The organism is Thalassolituus pacificus (assembly GCF_025318105.1).
Lineage (GTDB): Bacteria > Pseudomonadota > Gammaproteobacteria > Pseudomonadales > Oceanobacteraceae > Venatoribacter > Venatoribacter pacificus.
The window spans coordinates 225,689-241,568 of sequence record NZ_JAOANI010000028.1 but is presented as its reverse complement, the minus strand read 5'-3'; the positions used below and the strand labels follow the sequence as shown (position 1 = coordinate 241,568).

At 52.3% G+C, this 15,880-nt stretch carries 13 protein-coding genes; 3 read left to right on the top strand and 10 right to left on the bottom strand.

Translation table 11 applies throughout. The features are described 5' to 3' along the window. Positions 1-35: 35 nt before the first annotated feature. Complete coding sequence (locus NYR02_RS15730) at positions 36-2,006, bottom strand: methyl-accepting chemotaxis protein (protein ID WP_260977305.1); 1,971 nt, start codon at positions 2,004-2,006, stop codon at positions 36-38. Between the two features lie 87 nt (positions 2,007-2,093). On the opposite strand from NYR02_RS15730, the gene NYR02_RS15725 reads away from it, so the two are divergent. The 3 genes from NYR02_RS15725 (at position 2,094) to ntrC (ending at position 5,433) form a co-directional block, all read left to right on the top strand. After that, on the top strand, positions 2,094-2,627 hold the full coding sequence (locus NYR02_RS15725) for a DUF4124 domain-containing protein (protein ID WP_260977304.1): 534 nt from the start codon (positions 2,094-2,096) through the stop codon (positions 2,625-2,627). A gap of 296 nt (positions 2,628-2,923) precedes the next feature. Beyond that, complete coding sequence (glnL, locus tag NYR02_RS15720) at positions 2,924-4,000, top strand: nitrogen regulation protein NR(II) (protein WP_270049644.1); 1,077 nt, start codon at positions 2,924-2,926, stop codon at positions 3,998-4,000. A gap of 2 nt (positions 4,001-4,002) precedes the next feature. Next, entirely contained in the window at positions 4,003-5,433 is a 1,431-nt protein-coding gene (gene ntrC, locus NYR02_RS15715; protein WP_260977303.1) for a nitrogen regulation protein NR(I), read from the top strand. A gap of 21 nt (positions 5,434-5,454) precedes the next feature. Here ntrC and NYR02_RS15710 read toward each other — a convergent pair whose 3' ends face one another. The 9 genes from NYR02_RS15710 to NYR02_RS15670 all read right to left on the bottom strand — a co-directional run bounded on the left by NYR02_RS15710 (position 5,455) and on the right by NYR02_RS15670 (position 15,763). Further along, entirely contained in the window at positions 5,455-9,300 is a 3,846-nt protein-coding gene (locus NYR02_RS15710; protein ID WP_260977302.1) for a DUF6701 domain-containing protein, read from the bottom strand. Continuing rightward, positions 9,300-9,710, bottom strand: a complete 411-nt coding sequence (locus tag NYR02_RS15705; RefSeq protein ID WP_260977301.1) for a type IV pilus modification PilV family protein — start codon at positions 9,708-9,710, stop codon at positions 9,300-9,302. Before NYR02_RS15705 ends, NYR02_RS15710 begins: the two co-directional genes overlap by 1 nt. Before the next feature lie 19 nt (positions 9,711-9,729). Next, a complete protein-coding gene (locus tag NYR02_RS15700; protein WP_260977300.1) occupies positions 9,730-10,551 on the bottom strand; it encodes a type II secretion system protein in 822 nt (273 codons plus the stop codon). Then, positions 10,551-11,036, bottom strand: coding sequence for a type II secretion system protein (locus NYR02_RS15695; protein ID WP_260977299.1), 486 nt, complete (start codon positions 11,034-11,036; stop codon positions 10,551-10,553). The genes NYR02_RS15700 and NYR02_RS15695 overlap by 1 nt, the downstream gene beginning before the upstream one ends. Before the next feature lie 109 nt (positions 11,037-11,145). Then, positions 11,146-11,610 (bottom strand): prepilin-type N-terminal cleavage/methylation domain-containing protein, encoded by a 465-nt coding sequence (locus NYR02_RS15690; RefSeq protein WP_260977298.1) that lies wholly within the window; start codon positions 11,608-11,610, stop codon positions 11,146-11,148. 12 nt (positions 11,611-11,622) lie between these two features. After that, on the bottom strand, positions 11,623-12,084 hold the full coding sequence (locus NYR02_RS15685) for a type II secretion system protein (RefSeq protein ID WP_260977297.1): 462 nt from the start codon (positions 12,082-12,084) through the stop codon (positions 11,623-11,625). A gap of 18 nt (positions 12,085-12,102) precedes the next feature. Beyond that, positions 12,103-12,717: a hypothetical protein gene (locus NYR02_RS15680; RefSeq protein ID WP_260977296.1), complete on the bottom strand. Its 615-nt coding sequence runs from the start codon at positions 12,715-12,717 to the stop codon at positions 12,103-12,105. A gap of 105 nt (positions 12,718-12,822) precedes the next feature. Then, positions 12,823-14,049, bottom strand: a complete 1,227-nt coding sequence (locus tag NYR02_RS15675; protein WP_260977295.1) for a type II secretion system F family protein — start codon at positions 14,047-14,049, stop codon at positions 12,823-12,825. Continuing rightward, a complete protein-coding gene (locus NYR02_RS15670) occupies positions 14,042-15,763 on the bottom strand; it encodes a GspE/PulE family protein (RefSeq protein WP_260977294.1) in 1,722 nt (573 codons plus the stop codon). Before NYR02_RS15670 ends, NYR02_RS15675 begins: the two co-directional genes overlap by 8 nt. Positions 15,764-15,880: the final 117 nt, after the last annotated feature.

The following is a 15,880-nucleotide window of genomic DNA, read 5'->3' as shown; positions in this document are numbered from 1 at the left end:
CGACTCAACGTACCGGCGCAAGCTTGTATGCGGCTTCAGTTACGGCTGATGGCGTGCAAACGCTGGGCAACGGCGGTGTAGTCGCGGCTCATATCATTCAGATGGCTGGCATCCTGTGCATTCTGTTCCGACAGACTGCGGATCCGTTCTGCCAACTGGTGAATTTCCTGCGCAACCCGGGTTTGCTCTTCCACGGCAGTGGCAATGGTGGCGGTACGCCCTTCGATATTACTGAAGGCGCTGACGATATCAGCAAAGCTGTCGCGGGCTTCCTGTGCCCGTTCGATGGACTGACGCGACAGCTCGCGGCTGTTTTCAATCACCTCGACACCAGAACCGGCAGCATTCTGCAGCTGAATAATCATCTGTTCGATTTCACTGGCTGAAGCCTGAGTCCGGCCTGCCAGGGTCCGTACTTCATCGGCGACGACCGCAAAACCGCGGCCCTGCTCACCAGCCCGGGCAGCTTCAATGGCCGCGTTCAGTGCCAGCAGGTTGGTTTGTTCGGAGATGGCTTTAATCACCGCCAGCACCGCGCCGACCTGTTGTGAATCGGTTGCCAGGCGTTCGATCACCTGCGAAGCATTGCTCAGCGCATCGGCCAGGCGGCTGATCGCTTCGCTGTTTTCTGTGACCACCCGCTGTCCCTGATCCACCACAACCCGCGCTTCACTCGCGGTCTGCGCAGCGGTCGCGGTATTTTGTGCGACTTCTTTGGCACTGGAAGCCATCTCGCTGACGGCGGTAGCGAGGGTATTATTTTCATCCAGCTGCGCATGGGCACGGCGGGTCAGCGTATCGCTGAGACCGTTCAGACCATCCGCCCCCTCGCGGATTGCTCCTGCTTCGGTACCGATATTATTCAGAATGCCACCGAGATAATCGGCGTAATCATTCACCGCCTGGCGCAAGCGCCCTACTTCATCATCACGACTGACCGCCAGGCGCGTGCTGATCTGGCCATTCACCAGACTGCGCACCTGAGTGGTGGTTTCTTCCAGCCAGCCAATGATTTGCCGGCCAAACACAATCATTACCAGCACAAACAGCAGAATCAGTGGTACCAGACTGAGATACAACATCATCGACAGTGCACTCATGGTCTGCAGAGCCACGCTCTGCGGCAATAACATGCCTACCCGCCAGCGCTGATCTTCAAGAGTCGTCAGCACCATCAACGCCTGATCACCGGGCACGACCCCCGGCGGTACAGTAACGCCAGTGCGCCCAGCCTCCAACAGGGTTTTCAACGGTGCCAGACTGCTGTCAGCGGCGGCCAGTTCATCCAGCGTTTTCATATTCAGCGACTGCGGACGCAATCCCGGCAGCGCGACCATGGTGCCTGTCTGATCCAGTACAAAGGGGTAGGCCTGGGCAATTTCACGATGTCGCTGCAGTAATTTACCCAACCCGCTGAGCATCAGATCAATGGTGGCAACGCCCCAAAATTCGCCCTGACGACGGATCGCAACCGTACAGGTCACCATCGGAGTGCCGGATACCGGATCGGCATAAGCCTCCGACCAGGCACACTGACCGGGCGCCAGGGTACGGCCGATGCTGTACCAACCTTCATTGTGGTAGCCGCTGCCGGCCGGGTCGTTATAGTCATTCAGCAACTGCAGTTTTCCCTGCGCATCCCGCGCCCAGAACAACGATGCCCGCTCGCGCGCCGGGTCCAGACGGCGTGGCTCTGGCCAGATACCGCCACCGGCAATGGCTCCGTTACCAAATTCGTCTACCAGATCGCGTAAATGTGCGCTGAATGTGGTCTCATCCAATGGCAGAGTCGCGGCTAATGCCGCCATACTGCGCGTCAGTGAGGCGGTGGCCTGCAATACGCCGTGAATTTCCGCGGCAATACCTTCAACCCGCAGCTGAGCATTGTCCTGCGCTTGCTGATACAGACGCGGCTCGGCAAGATAGTGGGTAAGAAGAAAAATACAGAGGACCGCGCCCAACAGTAACGTGACGCCGGCCAGCCATAACTTTTTACGAATCAACATAGAATGGGTCCGGAAAGATAGTTATTTTCAGTTTAGTGATAATTTCTGACCCATCTGATTAATCGACCAGAGCACAGCAGGATTACCATGACAAAAACGACACTGGCGTCACTCATTCTTTTATCAGCAGCCTGCACCAGCAGCCTGGCGACCGAGGTATATATTAGCCGTGATGCCAACGGTAATGTCGTCTTCAGCGATAAACCGGGGCAGAATTCAGAAAAGCATGCGGTGAAAGAACTGCCGTCCATTCCGGCGTATGTGGCGCCCCCCAGCGCCCATCAGCCAGCCAAGGTAAACGAGCCCAGCTTTAACTACACCAGCCTGAGCATTATTACGCCGTCTAACGGTCAGGATATTCCGACGGGCTTTGCCGGCAATGTGGAGGTGTCCGGAGTACTCAGTCCGGGGCTGCGCGAAGCCGATACCCTGTACCTGCTCGATAATGGCGAGATTATCCGTCAGGGACGCCAGACGGCTTTCCAGCTCACCAATCTGAGCCGCGGCGAGCATGGCCTGCAACTGGTGGTGCGCGATAAAGCCGGTAATACCATCATCAGCAGCAATCTCGTGACAATTTATGTGCAGCGCGCCTCGGTATTGAACCGTTCAGGCCGATAATCCACAAAGCACCAGAATGACGCACAAAAATATTGATCAGCACTATTTTTGTGCGCGTTTTTCTCCTGTATGTTCATTCATGTTCGACTTAGCTACATGAATCGCCTATCCCGGCGCTAATATTGTGCATCCTGTTTCATTACCCTTATAGATGGCTCAGTTTTTGCTGAAAGCCAGTTGCACAATGTTTTAGCGGCCTGACAGATGGCCATGGCAGCCCTCTGAGATAATCCTTAGCGGCGCAGCCTGACCCACGCCTCATGCGGCGTAATTACAGGCAGCAAACGGAGACAAGCATGCTGGCCAGCCCGATTATTAACCAACGTTTACTTGAACACCTGAATACCGGGGTTCTGCTGCTGGATGCAGACCTGACCGTTCTGTATATGAACCCGGCAGCCGAAGCGCTACTGGAAATGAGTGGCAAGCGCTGCCTTGGCGTTCCCTTTTTCGAGCTTGCGATTGAATCGGAAGAAGCCACCACCGCACTGGAGCAGGCCATTATCACCGGCCACTCCTACACCAAACGCGAAGCCACCATTCAGCTGCACAACCAACAACAAATGACGCTGGATTACAGCGTCAGTCCGGTGTCTCATCCGGAGAGCCGCCTGCCATCATTATTAGTGGAACTGCAGGGGCGTGACCGGCTGATGCGCATCAGCCGTGAAGAGCAGCTGATTGCCAAGCAGGAAACCACCCGCTCACTGGTGCGTGGCCTGGCCCATGAAATTAAAAATCCGCTCGGGGGTATCCGTGGTGCAGCACAGCTGCTGGAGCGTGCCTTACCTTCTGCAGATCTGAAGGAATACACCAACATTATTATTGAAGAGGCCGACCGCCTGCGTGATCTGGTCGACCGTCTTCTTGGCCCGCGCCAGATTCCGAAACAGGAGCAGGTTAATATTCACGAAGTGCTGGAACGCGTCTGTCAGCTGATTGATGTAGAGTCCGGCGGACGCATCAATATTGAACGTGATTACGATCCTTCCATCCCTGAACTTGAAGCCGACAAAGGCCAGCTTATTCAGGCGCTGCTGAATATCTGTCGTAACGCCATGCAGGCAATGCTGGAAGCGCAACCGGCGCTGGAACATCCGCAGCTGAGTTTACGCACCCGTACCGTACGCCAGTTTACCATTGGCCATCATCGTCATCGTCTGGTCGCACAAATTGATATCAGCGATAACGGCCCGGGCATTCCCGAAGAGCTGCGTGACAATCTGTTTTACCCGATGGTCAGCGGTCGCGCCGATGGCACCGGACTGGGTCTGTCCATTTCTCAATCCATTATTAATCAGAAGAACGGCATCATTGAATTTGTCAGTGACGCCAGTAAAACCATCTTCTCTATTTATTTACCTCTGGAATAACTATGAGCACTGTCTGGATTATCGACGACGACAAATCAATCCGCTGGGTTCTGGAAAAAGCGCTGGAACAAGCCAACATAGCCACCCGTGTATTTGAACAGGCCGAGCCTGCACTGGCCGCATTAAAGCGCGAACATCCGGACGCTATCATCTCCGACATCCGCATGCCGGGCATGGATGGTCTGGCACTGCTGCGCCATGCCCATGAAGCCCACCCGGATTTACCGGTTATTATCATGACCGCCCATTCCGATCTGGAAAGTGCCGTATCGTCTTATCAGCAAGGGGCATTTGAATATCTGCCCAAGCCATTTGATGTGGACGAAGCCGTCAGCTTAATTAATCGTGCCATTGCGCATTTTGCCGAATTAAATGCCAATGCTCCGCAGACAGAAGAAGAAACCGAAGAGCACGAAATTATTGGTGAAGCTCCGGCCATGCAGGAAGTTTTCCGCGCCATTGGTCGTTTGTCGCAATCCAATATTACCGTGTTAATTAACGGTGAATCCGGTACCGGTAAAGAGCTGGTTGCCCATGCTCTGCATAAACACAGTCCACGTGCGGCACAACCTTTTATCGCGCTGAACATGGCGGCTATTCCAAAAGATCTGATCGAATCGGAATTATTCGGTCACGAAAAAGGCTCGTTTACCGGTGCCGGTGGTCAGCGGCGCGGGCGCTTTGAACAAGCCAATGGCGGCACCCTGTTTCTCGACGAAATCGGTGATATGCCGGCCGATACCCAGACGCGCTTACTGCGGGTTCTGGCGGATGGTGAATTCTATCGCGTCGGCGGTACCACTCCGGTCAAAGTGAATGTGCGCATTATTGCCGCCACCCACCAGAATCTTGAAGGTCTGGTGAAAGAAGGCCGCTTCCGGGAGGATTTATTCCACCGCCTTAATGTTATCCGTATTCATCTGCCGCGCCTGGCCGACCGTCGCGAAGACATACCCAAACTGCTGTCGCACTTTTTAAAACGTGCCGCAGAAGAACTGGAAGTCGAAGCCAAAACCCTGCGCAGCGAAACGGAAGACTATTTAAGCTCGCTCGACTGGCCCGGCAACGTCCGCCAACTGGAAAATACCTGCCGCTGGATCACCGTCATGGCGTCCGGCCGTGAAGTATTAATCAGTGATTTACCGCCGGAATTACTGGAGCAGCAAGGCAGCATTCATACCTCAGGCAACTGGGAACAGGCGCTGCGCTTCTGGGCTGATCAGCAACTGGCAAACGGAGTCACCAATCTGTTGGATACCGCTGTACCGGTATTTGAACGCATCATGATTGAAACAGCACTCAAGCATACAGCCGGACGCCGTCGTGATGCCGCCAACCTGCTGGGCTGGGGACGTAATACGCTGACCCGTAAAATCAAAGAACTGAATATGGACGGCCACGGTTCGGATGATGACGACGACAGCGACGAGTAACGCAGGTTCTTCGGTCAGGCCTCAGGGCCTGACTTCACGCCAGTAAATCACCCGGTCATGGCCACGGTAAATACCAAAGGTAGCCGTGGCCTGCGGGTCGTCCAGCGAGCCGTTACTATCAAAATCATCCTGCAGCCATAAAGGTACATTAAAGCCAACCGTTGCCGTGCCGGTATCCGGTGCACCGGCGTGTAAAACCGGCGCCTGTAATAACACCGCATCGGTATTACGGCCACGGATTAATGTCCGGCTGTTACCCTGCACACTGGTCAGCGTTGACGGTGACACACTGGCATCGGTGCTGCTGTCGTAACTCCAGCAACTGTCATCGCTATTCTGCACAAAGCGTCCGACAGAAAAATATTCTGCCCGTGCCGGCATCAGTAAGTTTTGTGTTTCCGGGCCGTAACTGTCTTCCAGCCATAAGCGCCCGTAACGCAGTTCAAAAACAGACAAGATATTCAGCGCTAAAGGGGCTGTAATATCGGCACCGTCGGTATCGGCAAAACTGTTTAATGTTAATGCCAGATCCGGAATAAACGGGTCAACTTCAGCTCTCAATTCTTTAGTGTACGTAAAGCGGTCATCCAGCGCATTGAGGGTGTAATTCAGAATGCCTGCCGCAGCGGTGGTCAGGCTGCCGGCATTAATCAATGTTGACAGCGAGATGGGTAAACCATCATTGGCCAACGCGCTGCTGTCTGTAGTCGGCAGAGAAAATATGGCTGGGTTCAGTGGTAACTTCATAAACCCGGCCTGAGTATAATTCTGCGTCAGATTGTTTGCGGCATTCTGCGCCTGAATTTCCACAACCGGGGCCAATTGCCAGTTAATATCCTGGCCGCTGTAAGCAAAAGCAGAATCCGTACTGCAATACGGCTGCAACTGCCCGGTAACCAATTCACTGACGTTAAAATGATGCGGATAAAAACGCCCGGTCGGAGTACTGACGGATGCAGACAAAGTTACACCATGATAATTGCTGCCCGGCGTTAAACGGATATTAAATACGCCGACTTCTGATACATTCGCTGTCAGAATATTTTTGTTATCAGTGGCAGCACTGTGATTATATTGCGCCGGATTGAATACGGCATTCACACCGCCGGAAGGTGCAACCAACTCGGTACTCAGAGCCATATTATTCAGTGAGAAACTGGGCGTTGGCGTATTATCGCAAAAATCAGAATTGCCAGGTTTCTGCCAGCCGACGGCAGAAATATTCAGATTAAAATCATCACCGGCTTTAACAAAAGCCGGACAATCAGCATAGGTTGCAGGAGCTGCGGGACTGCACTCACCGGCATTGGCATCGGTCTGAATACAGAACCCTGCCGGGTAACTGACAAAACGGTCGTTGCCACTCATGGTTAAACCGCTTTCTGCACCCGTTCCGCTGTATTGTACATTCAGCTGCATCAGCCCGGCATCGGCATAGTTAATGGTCAGAGGGGACTCGCCATCAGCATCAAAATTCAGCGTTAAAGTGACCGCTGATGCAGAAATATCACCGATGGCATTGCCATTAACACTGACCGGCCAGGAAACCACGCGAGAGGTATTATCCGGACTGATATATTCCGAGTTAAAAGCAATATCGCGACTGACACCGGCAAACCCCGGCACACAAGCCCGGGTAACTTCGTCTTTTTTCACCGCCTTTAACAGCACATTACTGGCGCCAAGCCCCGCTGCAAAATCCGGTATATCCAGCACAAAACCGGAATCGGCAAAGGTCATACTGCAATTGGTGGATAATGCTCCCCCATCACGCGAGCACAGATTGCTGGTAAATGCCTGCGATACCGGTACTGATGACAGCACCTGAAGATTGACCGTTAGCGGATTATTCTGCCGTAAAGAAAGCGTGGTTGAACCACCACTGAAGGCTTGTACATCGCCCCCCTCCCAGCCAGAAGGGCCCAGCGTAACGGTCACCGGATCGGTATATAAACTGGAGCAGCTGGCGTTCGCACAGGCGCGGATCAACACGTCCTGTGGGGAACAGGTTAATGCGCTGCTGGCGTAATCCAGTTCAAAATGATGAACGATTGGGCCAATCGGATTAATGGTATTGGCGCACACCCGTAACTGATCAATTTCGTGGTAATTACTCGATGCTCCGGTTGAACCGGTTAATGATAATAATAAATTCTGCGGAATAGCCGCCTGACCATTCAGGCTGGCGATATTAACCGGCGCAACCAGAGTAACAAAGCCGGCACCGCTATCGCGTTCAACGCTGATAATGGATTGTCCCGCCGTGCGTGAATCAATGGTAAAACGATAACGATGAGCCGGACCACCGGCAGACGATGTCGGGCGCTGATCAACGCCGGGAGATAAACTGTTGGTTCCGGTCAGATAGCGGTAACCATTACTGCCTGAACCGGAGCCGCGTACGGTAATACTGTCGGCACGGGCTCCCGGCCCACCAAGACGTCCTTCAGTCGGATTAGAAAAGTTGCCGTACTCATCCAGGCCAATGCCAAGCCAGCCACCGGCAAAGCCACTGTCGCCGTTATCCCGTTGTGCATAGCCTAATGACCCACCAAAGCTTCCGGGCTGCGGCGTAATACTGGCATCCGAAAATACAACCGTAATACCATCGGCCCCCGAACCGCCGCTGGCTGACCAGGCATAATGAGTAAACTCAATAATCACAATATTATCGGCGGCGGGAAATAAGCGCTGCAACGTCGAAGCGGTCGATTGATAGGTTACATCCTGCGTTAAACGCAGACGATTATTCACCGGAACCGGAGTAAAACCGCCAGAAACGGCCGAGGTTACCCAGTCGCTGTTATTAGCACCGCGGTTAAAACCGTCGTTAAAACAGGTTAAAGGCGCACTGCCGGTAATGCGCAGATCATCCAGATGGAAATAATCAAAGGGACCACTGTTGCCACCGGTCTGGCGAAAGCGAAACTGGAAATTACTGCTGAGAGCTCCGGAAGGTAACGCAAAAACACTGTTACCACTGGCACCCGCCGGACCATTACCGATAATCGTCTCCAGTGGCGTCCAACCACCAGAGCCGGTTCGGAATTCAGCCACCAGGTCTTCGTTATTGTCCGGATTTTCACTGAAACTGTCATCACCGCGCCGCCACCAATATTCCAGTGTCACACTGGCATAAACACTTAAATCCAGCGTTTTAAGCTGTACATTGGCAATACCACTGCTGGTATAGAGTGAGCGCGTCGGGCTGTTGGATGTCGCAGAAGATATTCCGGCATCACCGCCGGAAGACGTCGTAACACTCCAGTCGCCACCCAGAAAGCTTCGCTCAAAATCGTCACAGAAAATAACATCACTGCCACCACAATAGCCTGCGGTTTCGGTCAGCATGACATCATCAACATGCCAGTAATCGTTATCCGCGCCACTACCCCGGTCAAGCTGAAAGCGGACACGTAAACCGGTATACATCGCTTGAGCGGGTAATACATATTCAGCCAGACCAGACTCTCCGGGCGTGCCATTACCGTCAAAACGATCCAGTTCTACCCAGGTAGTGTTGTTCAATAAAATCTGTACCGTCAGGTCTTCATTACCATCCGGATCTTCACTGAAACTGTCATCACCGCGCCGCCACCAGAACGATAATATGGCACCGGCCTTACCTGCCATATCAAAAGCGAGTGTATCGACCGTTACCGTATTCCAGCGCAGAAACAGACTGCGCGACGGAGAGTTTGCGGTGGCACTGCTGATACCGGTATTGGTGCCACTGCTAGCCGCCCAATTGCCCCCCAGATTGCTACGTTCAAAATCATCACTGAAAATAACATCGCCGGGAGCAGCGTAAACAGCTGCACTGCATAACAGAAAAAAGAGTGAAAACAGACCGATAACAGCGCGCATTATTTGACTCTCACTTCGGTTGTACGCCGGGCGCTGTCGGTACCACTGCCACAGATGCCGTCTGATGTCAGCGTAAAATAAACCTCACTGCCAACTGCGATATTCTGACATTCAACAGTAACGCTGCAGTTAGTTAAGCCATAAAAAGAAGACGGCGAAGAAAAAGTGTGCACATAAAATGGTGTTGTTGCACAGCTTCTGCCCGCACTGCCATCCGGCGGCAGGAGTAAATTAAGACTGAGTTGCAATCCGGACTCTGCCGCATAAAACGCGCGCTGCGATTGTAACTGCAGGCTGCTTCCCTCGCTGCTGCTTTGCTGCAATTGCGCCATCGCCGCAATAACCAATGCCAGTACCGTAATCACAAACACCGCCATCGGCAAACCAAAACCCGATTGCCGACTAACCACAGAAAATCCTACACCAGACTCAGGGAACATTGCGGATCTGTACCTCCTGCGTTTGTTGCAGTTGATCATTACTGGACAGGTTTTCCAGCACATAAGAAAACGTCACCAGACCATTGCGCTGCAGTGTCGGCGGCAAGTAACGGAAATTCAGCGAATTATTTTGCAGAGGGTAGGCCAGTACATCGCGTCCTGCCGCTTGTGATGCTGGCAACGCTGCCTCCAGCGAGGTGACATTGGCAATAAAACCATAATTACGGAAATGGTAAAGAAAACTGCCCTGCTGACAAACCGCTTCTGGCGTTGTAACCAGATAAAATCGTCTGACAGGTGAGTCCGATAAAAACTCATGGGCGGATGACAAACTGACCGTAACCGCAGCCGTGCCTGAAGTACGGGCAGGCAAAGTAGCAACGGACTGCGTTAATGCGCCACTGGCCGATGGGTTATACAGCTCAGTAGAATTGATGGGGTAAATCGCCACATAGCCAGTGTTTGCCAGAGTCTCCGAGACCGGTACGGCAGAAAAATCAGTAATTACCGTATTCAGTGCAAGATCGGTGTAAACAGACGCAACGTTCACCGGAATAAATTCTATGCAGCGGCCGTCGGCTGTTGTGCGAATACTGCCCGGTAATGCCGGACGCAATAAACGGCTGATTTTTTCACTGATCACGCTGCTTGTCGCGGCCAACTGCTGACGAGCCCCGCTGTCGAGTAACATCCGTGCACTTTCACCGATAAAGCGCACTGAAATAATGGCTAATACGCTGCCCACAACAAGAACAATCAGCAACTCGATCAGCGTAAAAGCCTGCCCTTTTGATCTCGGTGGACATTGCATTAAAAATTACCTTTATAAGCCGTAAAACGGCTTATCCGTCCGTCAGGTGCCGTAATCGCCAGATCAATTCTTTTTGCTCCGCCCGTATTAATGCCCAACGAGTTATCGCAATTCACATCGACACTGACGCTATAGCCACTGTATAGCCCGGCCAGGTTTTGATCGATTAAAGCCGGATCTTCGGCATTAATACCGTTGTAGTCATCCACATCATCGTATTGAGCACGGCTTTCACCATCATCGGTAATACGGCAAACGCCGTTATACGGTGGAACACCGGCAGGGCCGGTCGCTTCGTCAAACTGACGGGCCAGTATTTCATCCAGATAAATCTGCGCCAGGCTGGTTGCACGGCTCTGCAGTAACGCATCGGCACTGCGGCCGGATAACAGCGAAAATACCCGCAGGCTACCCACCAGCGCCACGCTGATAATAATCAGCATGATCACCAGTTCGACCAATGTCAGTCCCTGCTGCCTGTTCATAACACCGCGCCTGAAAATAGGAATAATAAAGCTTCTGAATACTTTTGCATCATTGATTCAGATATACGTTAAAAAATACCTTAAACAAAGGTCACTTAAGTTTAGCTGATCAGGGCTGACACGTTGCCGGATATGCAAAACCACTGGCGGCAAGACACAGGGGATGAGTGTTTTCAGATGTGAATATAAACTGATGGGTACTGCCTACAGAGGTATCGCTGGCAAAGGTAAAACTACTGCTTTGACCATTAGTGAAGGCCGAACCATTAAGACTGAGAGCAGCGTTGTGACGAGGAGCCTGACGCTCCTTAAATAACACCGCCCCCTGACTGAGATTAAACAGCCACTCGTCGCTGGTTTGTTCTACGGTGAGAATAACAGGACTGGCACTGACATTGGCCAACGCCCGCTGTTGGGCAAGCAGAACCATCGCCTGTAGCTGATCGCGGGCGCTTAACGCAGAAAAACTATCCGGACGGGAAAAAAGACTGCTGCCAATGGCACTGAGCACCCCAAGCAGAACCAGCACCATGACCAGTTCTACCAGGGTAAAGCCCGATAAGTGCGCTTTCATTACAACCGAGGATTAGCAACCATTAGTGGTTGCAGTAATCACCGGACTCAAAACTGCCGGTGTACCGCCCGCATTGGCAGCCTGATAGGTTACAGTGCAGTTGGTTCGGGCCGGATTAAGATTAAAGGTTGCCGTCGTACCTGCCGTAGCGGCGGTACCGGATGGCACGTAATCGCTACTGATTTGAGCCGCAGCAATAATACCTGCTGCGTCAGCTGTCGGATAACCATCAACCATCGTAATCGTCTGCCCTTCCAGACTGACACTGGCACCCAATGCTGCACCATTAGCCAATTGTTGTGCATGAGCAATATTCGCCGCTGAACGCATCGCACCCGCCAGAGCGTTCATACTGGCTGTTCGTGCATCACCACCAAAATCGGCAAAACGGGGCAAAGCAAAAGCCGACAGCACGCCGAGAATCACAATTACCATGATCAGTTCGATCAGTGTAAAACCTGCTTGTTTTTTCATATTCCGACTCCTGCTTGCTTATCGGATAAACCAAGTGACCCGGCCATTGGCCGCGTTATATTCAATGTAAGACTGACTTCCGTTTTCTTCCTGCCCGCCGGCGTCTTTGCCTGCGGTTTTTCCGCTGTTTATCGCCGTTACTTTGACGTAGCGACAAACACCAGATATCCAGAGCACACGATAGCTGTCTGCCGGCGCGTGTTCGTAAGCGGTATACAGCGGTGCCGCCGAGTCCTGCAGCAAAGCCTGCCATAGACGTGCACAACGGGCGGTTGCGGCAGCAGACTCTGATGCTGTCGGTATGCTGTTCAGGCTGCCTGTTACTGCCGTTGCAGAAGTGGTGTCAGCATCCTGCGGCCAACCCATGGCCGATACCGAAACATCGTTACGGCCAAAGCCGGCAAGTTTATTCACCGCACCCGGCTGTCCATCCAGATACCAGCGTTCATGTACCTTCAGCACCGCGGCTTTTAAGCTACTGCCCTGAGCAATCACTTCGGCCCTTCTGGCATCATCCAGCAAGCTGTTGTAGCGCGGTAACAACAATGCAGGCAGCAAGGCCAGCAAAGCGATAGCGACGGTAAACTCCAGCTTGGAATAAGCACACCACTGACGGTAACCGACACAATCCATAAGCCTATTGAAACCTTAGCTCAGTGATTTTTTTTTGCCGTTGCTATTTACGAAACAAAACATAATTTCTCCTGTTTTCAGTGACTTATTACTTTTAACAGCACATTAACGACCTGTTGCCACACGACTGAGATCCCAAATCGGCAGGAAAACCCCCAGTGCAAGTATCAGCACCATTACACCCAGAAAAACCAGCAGAATGGGTTCAATGGCATCGGCCAGCCGCTTCAGATCGTAATCAATTTCCTGCTCATAAAAATCAGCGACTTCATCCAGCAGACTGTCTATTGAACCGGTCTCTTCCCCCACTGACATCATCTGCAATACCAGCGGAGTAAACAGGCCGGTAGCAATGGCGGTGTTGGTCAACCGATCACCGCGTTCAATACCGTGCTGCATGCTTTTTACGGCAGCTCCGATAAAACGGTTGCCGACACTCTCGGCAACAATGGAAAGCCCCTGAAGGATAGGTACACCAGCCGCCATCAGCATGGCGAAAGAACGGGAAAAACGTGCCAAAGCAATGCGTTCAAAGATGCTGCCCAATATGGGCATCTTCAGTTTTTTTTCATCCCAGAACAGCGCGCCTTGCGGGGTTTTGATGTAATACCTGAAAGCAAAAAAAGAAACACTCAGCATCACCAGCAATAACAGCCAGTAATCCTGCATAAATTGCGACGTGCCCATTAACACCCGGGTTGCCCACGGTAATTCGGCACCGAGGTTGTTGAACACATTACTGAAGCTGGGAATGACGAACATCGTAATCACGACCATAGCAATACCGATACTGCCGACGACCATGGTGGGATAACGCAGCGCGGCTTTAATCCGTTTACGGGTTTCACGCTCCATTTCCAGATGCGAAATCAGTTTCAGTAAAGCATCCGATAAATGACCGGTAGTTTCACCGATATGCACCATGCTGACAAAAATAGGCGAGAAATACTGCGGGTACTGCCGAAACGCCGTGACCAGATCCGATCCGGAGACCAGTGAGTGATTAATACCGTTGAGCGTATTTTTGATGGCCGGATTGACCGACGACTCTGCCAACCCGGTTAACGCACGAATAATAGGAACACCCGCTTTGCTCAGCGAATAAAGCTGTCGCGTGAGCAGGATTAATTCATCCGCACTGATACGCTCGCGTGACCACAGCGTCATATTGAATCCTGACGACTCCTGAACCTCTTCGGCTTCATCCAGTGCCAGTACAATAATCTGCTGTTGTTGCAGCTGATCCAGCGCTGACTGGCTGCTGCCAGCCGCAATCACACCATTAACCGCCTGCCCGCGATGATCCCGGCCACGGTATACAAATTCAGCCATGGCTCAGATCCTCTTCCAGCGCTGCCGACACACGGAAGACCTCTTCCAGTGACGTGACACCGGCGCGGGCATAATCCAAGGCACACAATGCTAATGAACGGAATCCACTCTGGGCCGCTGCTTGCTCGGCAAACAGCTGGGCATCATCGTGACGCAATGACGCCACCAGATCCGGCGTCATTTCCAGCAATTCGTAAATACCGATTCGGCCCTGATAACCAGTATTGTGGCAATGGTGGCAACCACGACCACTGAGATAATTGTGAGTACCGGCACCCGGCTCCAGAACGTCCAGCCAGGATTTTTCCTGAGCATCCATGACATGCGGCTGCTGACAATGGCCGCAGAGTTTTTTTACCAGACGCTGAGCCACCACAGCCCGCAATGAAGACGCCACCAGATAGCGGTCGACTCCCATATCCATTAAACGCGCCACGGTTGATACCGCATCGTTGGTGTGCAGAGTCGATAACACCATATGGCCGGTCATGGCGGCACGCAGACCAATTTCTGCGGTTTCGTGGTCACGGATTTCGCCGACCAATACAATATCAGGGTCCTGACGTAACGCGGCGCGCAAGACCGTCGAAAATTCCAATCCGACTTTACTGTTCACCTGAACCTGATTCACCCGTGGCAGGCGATATTCAATCGGGTCTTCCGCCGTAATAATTTTTTTCTCAGGTTGGTTAAGCACACTGAGCGCCGCATACAGCGTCGTGGTTTTACCACTACCGGTCGGGCCAGTAACCAGTATCAGTCCGTGTGGCCGATGAATCAGATATTCAAAGCGTTTCTGCAATCGTGACGGCATGCCCAGCGTTGCCATACTGAGCATCCCGGCGCTTTGATCCAGTAAACGCATCACAACCGATTCACCAAACTGCACCGGCATGGTCGAGACACGTACATCAATATTTTTATGGGAGACACGAATATTAAAACGCCCGTCCTGGGGCAGTCGTTTTTCGGAGATATCCAGGCCGGACATGATTTTCAGGCGGGACACCAGCGCTGAAGACACACGCTTTTCTTTCATCACCTGCTCTTGCAGCTCACCATCAACACGCAGGCGGATACGCAGTTGGCTTTCTTCTGGCTCAATATGAATATCCGATGCTTTAATCTGCACCGCATCTTCAAATAAGCTCTGTAATAAACGCACAACCGGTGCTTCGTTCACATCCGATGACTGCGCCATCTGATCAATATCAAACTCGCTGCCGCGTAACTCGCCCTCCAGTTCTCCGGCGATGGTCGCCATCTGTTCCTGACGGCGGTAAACCGTATCCAGAATCGACAGCAATTCCTGCTCACGGATAAAAGCCGGATATATCGGCGTTTTCAGAATTCGTTGCAGATCGTCAATGACCATCAGATCGGTAGGATCGGCCATCCCCACCAGCAACCCGTTTTTTTCTTCGGAAAGCACCAGACAGCGATAACGCCGGGCATGAGTTTCCGGCAGGCGCTGCACGAGATGGTTATGAATCCGGAAACGGGCAAGATCAATAAACGGATAATTAAAGAATGCTGCCAGGGTGCGCAGCAACTCGTCTTCCTTAATAAAACCAAGATCGGTAATAGCACGACCCAGTTTTTTACCGGTTTTTTTCTGCTCTGCCAAAGCCTGCTGCAATTGATCTTCGCTGATTAATTGCTTTTCCAGCAGCAGATCCCCGACACGAACCCGTTTACGACTGGGCGTTTCCATAAATTACCTTAGGGCCTGTTAACACTAATTAAACAGGCCTGTTATTGGCTAAAAATTCCTCAGGCAAGGCGCTGAGAGTGTGGCCTAACGGGTTAAGCGAGCGAACAGCAACGCAGA

Excerpts from the sequence above, each read along its gene's own strand:
- NYR02_RS15730 (WP_260977305.1), bottom strand. The coding sequence starts at position 2,006 with ATGTTGATTCGTAAAAAGTTATGGCTGGCCGGCGTCACGTTACTGTTG.
- NYR02_RS15725 (WP_260977304.1), top strand. The coding sequence starts at position 2,094 with ATGACAAAAACGACACTGGCGTCACTCATTCTTTTATCAGCAGCCTGC.
- glnL (WP_270049644.1), top strand. The coding sequence starts at position 2,924 with ATGCTGGCCAGCCCGATTATTAACCAACGTTTACTTGAACACCTGAAT.
- ntrC (WP_260977303.1), top strand. The coding sequence starts at position 4,003 with ATGAGCACTGTCTGGATTATCGACGACGACAAATCAATCCGCTGGGTT.
- NYR02_RS15710 (WP_260977302.1), bottom strand. The coding sequence starts at position 9,300 with ATGCGCGCTGTTATCGGTCTGTTTTCACTCTTTTTTCTGTTATGCAGT.
- NYR02_RS15700 (WP_260977300.1), bottom strand. The coding sequence starts at position 10,551 with ATGCAATGTCCACCGAGATCAAAAGGGCAGGCTTTTACGCTGATCGAG.
- NYR02_RS15695 (WP_260977299.1), bottom strand. The coding sequence starts at position 11,036 with ATGAACAGGCAGCAGGGACTGACATTGGTCGAACTGGTGATCATGCTG.
- NYR02_RS15690 (WP_260977298.1), bottom strand. The coding sequence starts at position 11,610 with ATGAAAGCGCACTTATCGGGCTTTACCCTGGTAGAACTGGTCATGGTG.
- NYR02_RS15685 (WP_260977297.1), bottom strand. The coding sequence starts at position 12,084 with ATGAAAAAACAAGCAGGTTTTACACTGATCGAACTGATCATGGTAATT.
- NYR02_RS15680 (WP_260977296.1), bottom strand. The coding sequence starts at position 12,717 with ATGGATTGTGTCGGTTACCGTCAGTGGTGTGCTTATTCCAAGCTGGAG.
- NYR02_RS15675 (WP_260977295.1), bottom strand. The coding sequence starts at position 14,049 with ATGGCTGAATTTGTATACCGTGGCCGGGATCATCGCGGGCAGGCGGTT.
- NYR02_RS15670 (WP_260977294.1), bottom strand. The coding sequence starts at position 15,763 with ATGGAAACGCCCAGTCGTAAACGGGTTCGTGTCGGGGATCTGCTGCTG.